1 protein-coding gene and 1 pseudogene are annotated in these 853 nt (G+C 73.3%); both read right to left on the bottom strand.

All coding sequences use genetic code 11. From position 1 onward, the window contains the following. Nucleotides 1-150, bottom strand: a pseudogene (locus QAA18_RS11945) (DNA polymerase III subunit delta); the annotation flags it as partial. A gap of 15 nt (nt 151-165) precedes the next feature. Next, complete coding sequence (gene lptE / locus QAA18_RS11940) at nt 166-681, bottom strand: LPS assembly lipoprotein LptE (RefSeq protein ID WP_279413209.1); 516 nt, start codon at nt 679-681, stop codon at nt 166-168. Between the last annotated feature and the right edge of the window lie 172 nt (nt 682-853).

Raw genomic sequence — 853 nt, 5'->3', positions numbered from 1 at the left:
GCGCTCGGCGATGCCCTGCGCGCGTGCGGCGGCGCGCACGGCATCGGCGGCCTCGAGCACGCGCAGCGGTTCGGCGCCCGCGATCAGGTAGGCGGGCGCGAGGTCGCCGCTTGCGACGCGCGCGGCCAGCTGTTCGGGGTTGGTGTCCATGCGGCGCGGGCGCCGTCAGGGCGTGGCCGCGGGCGCCTGCTGCGACAGGCGCGAGACCGCGTCGATGCGGCGCAGGATCGACGACACCATCTCCCGGCGCAGCTCGCGCACCAGGATCTCGCGCTCGCCTTCGGTACCGGCGGAGCTGGTCGGCACCGACACGTAGTCGCGGCTGAGCTCGATCGCCTGCTGCGGCACCAGGTCGGTGTCGTCGTCGCGGCGCAGGTCGAAGATCACCGCATAGCGCAGGGTGAACTCCTGCGAGCGACCGAACTGGTCGACGCTGATCGAGGTGTCGCCCAGGCGCTCGCTGATGATGCGCAAGGTGGCGGCGTCCTCGTCGCCAGGCGCGGCGAGGGAAGCGCCGGCGCGCTGCAGCGCCTGCTGCAACTGCTGCGCCAGCGGGCCATCGGGATCGGACGCCTGCACCCGCACCTGCCCCAGGCCCGGCGGCAACAGCAGCGCGTCGCGCAGGTGGAAGCCGCAACCGGCGAGCAGGACCAGCAGGACGAGGACGGAGGCGCGGATCATGCAACCAGTCTAAGTCAGGCGGCCGCGACGATGTTCACGATCTTGGCCGGCACCACGATCACCTTGCGCACCGTCTGGCCTTCCAGGAAGCGGGCCACCCCGGGCTCGGCCAGTGCCGCCGCCTCGACCGCCTCGCGCGGAGCGTCGGGCGCGACCTCGATCGTGCCGCGCA

The organism is Luteimonas sp. 8-5 (assembly GCF_029763755.1).
In the GTDB taxonomy this organism is placed as follows: Bacteria; Pseudomonadota; Gammaproteobacteria; order Xanthomonadales; family Xanthomonadaceae; genus Cognatiluteimonas.
The sequence above is the reverse complement of the archived record's forward strand: the minus strand, read 5'-3'. Positions and strand labels throughout refer to the sequence as shown.

Coding starts and splice junctions, on each gene's coding strand:
- lptE (WP_279413209.1), bottom strand. CDS start 681: ATGATCCGCGCCTCCGTCCTCGTCCTGCTGGTCCTGCTCGCCGGTTGC.